5 protein-coding genes are annotated in these 6,654 nt (G+C 43.1%); all 5 read right to left on the bottom strand.

Annotated features, from left to right (window positions below):
- Nucleotides 1–205: 205 nt before the first annotated feature.
- The gene (locus tag DFP76_RS17950) at nt 206–970 is read right to left on the bottom strand and encodes an IclR family transcriptional regulator (protein ID WP_113875926.1); all 765 of its coding nucleotides are present in this window, start codon (nt 968–970) and stop codon (nt 206–208) included.
- Nucleotides 971–1,119: 149 nt separating this feature from the next.
- A complete protein-coding gene (locus DFP76_RS17945) occupies nt 1,120–2,616 on the bottom strand; it encodes a CoA-acylating methylmalonate-semialdehyde dehydrogenase (RefSeq protein ID WP_113875925.1) in 1,497 nt (498 codons plus the stop codon).
- Between the two features lie 40 nt (nt 2,617–2,656).
- Complete coding sequence (locus tag DFP76_RS17940; RefSeq protein ID WP_113875924.1) at nt 2,657–3,817, bottom strand: iron-containing alcohol dehydrogenase; 1,161 nt, start codon at nt 3,815–3,817, stop codon at nt 2,657–2,659.
- Between the two features lie 85 nt (nt 3,818–3,902).
- Nucleotides 3,903–4,787, bottom strand: coding sequence for an enoyl-CoA hydratase (locus DFP76_RS17935; RefSeq protein WP_113875923.1), 885 nt, complete (start codon nt 4,785–4,787; stop codon nt 3,903–3,905).
- Nucleotides 4,788–4,818: 31 nt separating this feature from the next.
- The gene (locus DFP76_RS17930; protein WP_013795171.1) at nt 4,819–6,087 is read right to left on the bottom strand and encodes a CaiB/BaiF CoA transferase family protein; all 1,269 of its coding nucleotides are present in this window, start codon (nt 6,085–6,087) and stop codon (nt 4,819–4,821) included.
- Between the last annotated feature and the right edge of the window lie 567 nt (nt 6,088–6,654).

Here is a 6,654-nt window from a genome sequence, read left to right as displayed (position 1 = left end):
TAAATTCTTCAGGGTAACGTTTGGACTTCATAATACACCTCTTATTTAACTAGATTTTAACGTTAATAGGTGTCTAGTAAAGTCTGGGAAGTCCATGTCGAAGAAAGCGAACTTACTAAAAGTTTTAGAGAAATTAAGTGGAAAAAGCATTTAATCATTTCTGATAATAAATGCGACACAGCAAATCTAAGCCACTTGTTTATTATTACTCTTTGAGCAAATCACCTAATTCCATAGCCGATTGACGCAGTGCTGGTTCAAATTTTAATAAGCCATTCAAATCTTTTCGGATGACGGGAGCATGTGTGAATAGACAGGCAAACAACTTACCATCTTGATCTTTTATCGGTACTGAACAGGCTACCATTCCATCAACAAATTCTTCGTTATCCGTTCCTAATTCATTCGCTTGAATCTTTAACAGTTCACTTCCTAGCGACTCAGGATCAGTCAAAGTATTACGCGCCAGTTTATCTAATGGCAATTTATCGATAATACGCTGTCGTCGATTCGTCGGCAGTGAGCTTAAATAGAGTTTACCGCTGGCTGTACACCACGAAGGTGTATGGCAGCCTACAGGTAAATGAATCTGCAACGGCCAATTAGTTTGCACACGATCGTAATAGATCATTTCAGTGCCATCCGGTATCGCGATACCGCAAGTTTCACCAATGGTTTCAGTTAGTTCCGTTAAGATAGCCTGACGCAGCGCCTTAAAACGACTACTATGAAGCACCCCTAGAGCAATGCTATGCATCCTATCACCGGGAACCAACAAGCCACGCATATTGGTTTTTACAAAATCATCTGTTTCAAGCTGTTGAAGCAACCGATGAACACTGGGTTTAGGAATGTCCAGTAAAAATGCCAATTCAGCAGGTGACATAGGTCGCTCAGCGCGAGAAATAGCCTCAATAATTTCGAGAACCCTAGTAATAGAAGAACCTTTTTCTCTTCGCTGAACGATCACTTTATCTCCCGTCAAAAATTTCACACTCGTTATCAAAAAGCCTAATATATCTAGGCAATTAACAACAGATAAAAAACCACTTCCACTTAAATAAAGGCTGTCCTTAAACGCCTATATTTGTATATCAAACAGCCTTAATTGTGCATATATTAGTTCAACGTTGGCATTGAAAATTCAGCGCCTTCACGAACACCAGCAGAAGGCCAACGTTGCGTCACTGTTTTACGTTTAGTGTAGAAACGTACCGAATCTGGGCCATAAGCATGAAGGTCACCAAACAATGAACGCTTCCAACCACCAAAGCTGTGGTACGCCACAGGCACAGGCAAAGGCACGTTAATACCCACCATGCCCACTTGGATGTTATCAGAGAAGTAACGAGCCGCTTCACCATCACGGGTAAAGATACAAGTACCATTACCGTATTCATGAGCATCGATTAGATCCATGGCTTCTTGCATTGTTGCCACTCGCACTACTTGTAATACTGGACCAAAAATTTCTTCTTTATAGCTAATCATGTCTGGACTAACGTTATCGATTAGAGTTGCACCAACAAAGAAGCCATTTTCATAACCTGAAACGGTTGTTTGTCGACCATCAACGACAATTTTTGAACCTTGCTGTTCAGCACTATCAATGTAGCCGATCACTTTTTCCTGATGTGCTTTGGTGATGACAGGGCCAAAGTCATTTGTTGAATCAGAATAAGCACCAACACTCAGATTTTTCATAGCATCCTGCATTTTGGCAATCAATGCATCACCAGCGGCATCACCAACCGCAACTGCAACAGACAGTGCCATACAGCGTTCGCCAGAAGAACCAAACGCCGCACCAACTAGCTGGTTTACAGCATTATCCATATCCGCATCAGGCATGACGATAGCGTGGTTTTTAGCGCCACCTAATGCTTGGCAACGTTTGCCATTGGCATTGGCTGTTGTATAGATGTATTCGGCAATCGGCGTTGAACCAACAAAGCTCACCGCTTTAATACGCTGGTCAGATAGCAACACATCTACCGCCACTTTATCACCATTAACAACATTCATGACACCATCAGGTAAGCCCGCTTCTTTTAATAATTGAGCGATAAACAATGTTGAACTTGGATCACGCTCTGACGGTTTCAAAATAAAACAGTTACCGCATGCAATCGCCATTGGGAACATCCACAAAGGCACCATCGCAGGAAAATTAAATGGTGTAATGCCAGCAACAACACCCAGGGGTTGAAATTCGCTCCAAGAGTCGATATTAGGACCAACGTTTTTACTGTGTTCGCCTTTTAATAATTCTGGTACCCCACACGCATATTCAACATTCTCGATACCACGTTGTAATTCCCCAGCCGCATCATGGGATATTTTTCCATGCTCCTCTCCTATCATCTGGCAAATTTTGTCAGCATTAGCCTCTAATAGTTCTTTGAAACGAAACATGACGCGTGCACGTTTAATTGCAGGCGTATTGCTCCATGCTGGAAATGCCGCTTGAGCACTGGCAATAGCCTGCTCAACGGTTTCAACTGAAGCAAGTGCCACTTTTCGAGCCACTTGTCCTGTTGCAGGGTTAAACACATCTTGAGTACGTGCAGCATCTGTACAAACTTCACCGTTAATTAAATGTCCAATGATATTCATAAATAATTCCTAACGTTATAAAAAATGTAATTGATGTAAATCAGTCCCATAAGCTTTTGTAAAGTGCGACCATATCGCTAATAGACGGTTCAATAGGGTTATTACTGGGGGATCCTGATGCTAATGCCTGTTCCGCCATAGTTTGACAAACCCCAAAAAATGCCTCTCGCTTAATGCCGAATTCTTCTGGCGTTGGTACGGATAATTCATCATTTAGTGCACGAAGTTCCTTCAACAATTTTTGGTTAGCAATATCATTAGTGTCTTGTTCTGTTGCTATCCCTATTGCTCGTGCACAATCAGCATATCGTGCAGGCGCAGCAGGAATAGAATAGGCCGTAACGCTTGGTAGTAACATGGCATTGGAAAGACCATGAGGCACATGAAAAAATGCACCAATAGGACGGCTCATGCCATGTACCAAGGCAACCGATGCATTAGAGAATGCAACACCAGCCAAAGTTGAACCTAACATCATGGCTTCACGAGCGTCTTTGTCTTCACCATTGTGATAGGCTTTTCTCAGATTAGGCCCAATCAATTTCATTGCAGCAATCGCCTGACCTTCACTATAAGGATTAGCTTTTTTACTAACATAGGACTCAATCGCATGGGTTAACGCATCAATACCGGTATCAGCCGTGATTCGAGGCGGTAAGCTCACTGTTAATTTATAATCAACCAACGCGGCAATCGGCATAAAACCGGTGCCAACACAGAGCATTTTTTCGTCGTTCGTTTCATCGGTTATGATCGTAAATTTAGTAACTTCAGAGCCTGTTCCTGCTGTGGTCGGCACTGCGATAACTGGCAAACCTTGTTCCGTAACGATGCGAGGAAAGCGATAATCTTGCATGACACCACCATGTTTAGCCAGAATAGCAATCGCCTTAGCACTATCGATTGGACTGCCTCCACCTAACGCGATAATACAATCGTAACTCCCCTCTCGTGCCTTCTCGACACCCGCTTGAATCGATTTAACCGTAGGTTCTGGCACTGTGTCGTCAAAGATATGAGCAGAAATGTTATGTTCATCTAAGCTCTCTTGAATACGACCAGCATAGCCCAGCGTCACCATCATCTTATCCGTAATTATTAAGGGGCTATTGCAGCCAAGGCTTTCTAGAATATTGGGGATTTGCAAAGCAGCATCTTCACCCACCTGCAGAATACGCGGCAGAATAATTTGAGTAGACATATCAACTCCTATGTATTTTTGTTTTTATATGGGGAAGCAGCTTTCTTAACATCAAAAGATAAATATTCCCCATTCATTTCATTCTCTAACGGTGACGAAAAACAGGGGCTCGCTTAGCAATGAACGCATGCATGCCTTCTTTTTGTCCCTCTGTCGCAAAGGCCGCCTGGAACAAACGACGCTCATGACGCATCCCTTCAGTAAGACTGGTCTCAAAGGCTACGTTTACTGCTTCTTTGGCCATTCGTACGGCAGGGCTGTTATATCCAGCAATAGTATGTGCTGCTTCCAACGCAGTTTGTAACAGCTCTTTACCAGGCACGACTCGCGCGACTAATCCAGCCGCTTTTGCTTCCTGAACATCAATTGTTCGTCCAGTTAAAACAAGATCCATCGCTAGCGATTTACCTACAGCATTGGTCAAACGTTGCGATCCACCGATGCCCGGCAAAATACCAAGTTTAATTTCTGGTTGCCCAAATTGGGCATCTTCAGAAGCAATAATAAAATCACACATCAAGGCTAGCTCACAGCCACCGCCTAGCGCATAACCACTCACAGCAGCAATGATTGGTTTGCTGATTGAACGTAATTCGTCCCAAGGAGCAAAAATATCGTCACAATAAAACTCGGAGTAATTTAAATTAGCCATTTCCTCAATATCTGCTCCAGCAGCAAATGCTCGGGCACTACCCGTAATAACAATGGCACCTATATTATTGTCTGCATCGAAGGCCTTCAGCGTATCAACCACTTCTCTGGCAAGCTGTCTACTCAAGGCATTTAGGCTTTTTGGCCTATGTAGAGTAATCATGCCGACCCTTTCACGGCGTTCTACCAATATGGTTTCCATCGGCGCTACCGTTGCTTGTGTGTCAGTGGCAGTAATAGATTCGGTATTATCTTTGAATTCTTCACTTTTTTGTTCTATATCAACAGGGTTAGATTTAACACTGGTTTTGGTTTTCATAATTCGACTCTCTCTTCTGGAACATTAAGGGTTAAGTATCTGAAGTAACTTCTGAGTGTTGCTCTAGTTCGGTATTATCCGAATTATCCTGAGGGGGAGGCGTTGGTGCATAGGCACCATTACTGGCCATTAATTCTGCTAATATTGCCTCTCGATGCTCATTAAGCTCTGGGGATTTAAGAGGCACGTCTGGGTCTATTTCAGAGACAGAGCTCATCTTAATCGGGTTACCAGCCGTTCGTACTGGCCTTTCATTCTCCCCTTTTACTTTAATGATCATGTTGCGAGCGAGTAATTGTGGGTGAATAAATAATTTATCGATCGTATTGATAGGGGAACAAGGCACGCCCGCCTCGTTGAGTGCATCAATCCAATGTTGCATTGGCTTAGTCACTGTTATCGATTCAACATCTTTCACCAATTCCTTACGGTTTTGCACACGTAAATCATTCGTTAAGTATTGCGGGGCTAAGGCAAGTTGAGGCGAGCCCAAGGCATCCATCATTAACAAGAAAAGCGTATCGTTGCCCGCACAGATCACAAACTTACCATCACCTGCGGTAAAGGTTTCAAAGGGTGCAAGCGATGGGTGATTGTCACCCGTTCGAGTTGGCACAACGCCTTCGACGTCATATCGTGCAAGTGCTGTTTCCATCAACGCCGCTTGGCAATCTAGCATGCCGATATCCACTCGCGTGCCTTGGGCATCACGAGTTCGACTATAAAGTGCCGATAAAATACCAATGGCACCAAAAAGAGCGGCACCTAAATCACCAAAACTTGTGCCAACACGAGCTGGCTCTTCATCTGGCCACCCCGTTAAGCTCATTACGCCGCCCATTGCCTGCACCACCATGTCGTAGCCCGGTAAATCACTAAAAGGACCACTGTGACCAAAACCTGATATAGATGAATAAATAATATGGGGATGGGTTTTTGCCAGACGCTCAGGCCCGTAACCAAGGCGTTCCATTACACCAGGTCTAAAATTCTCAACCACAACATCACAACTATCCAACAGACGCTCTAAAAGCTCTCTATCACGTGGTGATTTAATATCAAGAGAGATACTTTCCTTCCCTCGGTTAAAGCACATAAAATAAGCGGAATCTACACCTATAAAAGGCCCGAACGCTCTAGTGTCGTCGCCAGTTCCAAACCTTTCAACTTTGATCACCCTTGCACCAAGGTCAGCCAAAACCATAGTGCAATACGGACCTGCAAGTACTCGAGAGAAATCCAACACAGTAATACCCGATAAAGGGCCTGCTTTTTCATCTGTTTCACTTATTTGATTCATAATTACTAATCCGATGCTAGATTAAAATCCACGAATGCCTAATAATGAGACATAACGTATCGTATTAGCCAAGTTAACTTGTGAAAATTAATGAATCAATATAGACATTAGTATAAGAAGGTCACGATAAAATCCGGATTTTTCAGACGTTATTCGACACCTAATTTGATGAGTTTCAGCCTTAATCTTTTGCAGGTCTTGATGTACATGGCGACTTTACTGGACTTGTTCTCTAGGCTTTTTATCAGGCGATTAATGTGTAAAACAATGAATCTAGATTGAGGAATGAATGCTTGTTTGGTAACAATAACCACAATATGAAGCATGAGTACTAGCGGTCAGAGGAACGAACGATATGATCTCGCCTCCATAATGGGCTCATAATTGAAACACCTTCTATACCTTCAATTCAGCCAACATAAAAAAAGCAGGCACTAGGGCCTGCTCTCTTTAACACTTTTCTTCTTTACATATTAGAAATCGAGCTGTTCTGCTTCTTCTTTTTCGCCGACAGCATCATCTGCTTTAGTACGTTTTGGCAGCAACTCTTCACGAATCTTAGCTTCA

The sequence above is a fragment of the Marinomonas aquiplantarum genome, assembly GCF_003314975.1.
GTDB lineage: Bacteria > Pseudomonadota > Gammaproteobacteria > Pseudomonadales > Marinomonadaceae > Marinomonas > Marinomonas aquiplantarum.
This window is presented reverse-complemented; position numbering and strand designations above follow the sequence as displayed.

Coding starts and splice junctions, on each gene's coding strand:
- DFP76_RS17945 (WP_113875925.1), bottom strand. CDS start 2,616: ATGAATATCATTGGACATTTAATTAACGGTGAAGTTTGTACAGATGCT.
- DFP76_RS17940 (WP_113875924.1), bottom strand. CDS start 3,817: ATGTCTACTCAAATTATTCTGCCGCGTATTCTGCAGGTGGGTGAAGAT.
- DFP76_RS17935 (WP_113875923.1), bottom strand. CDS start 4,787: ATGAAAACCAAAACCAGTGTTAAATCTAACCCTGTTGATATAGAACAA.
- DFP76_RS17930 (WP_013795171.1), bottom strand. CDS start 6,087: ATGAATCAAATAAGTGAAACAGATGAAAAAGCAGGCCCTTTATCGGGT.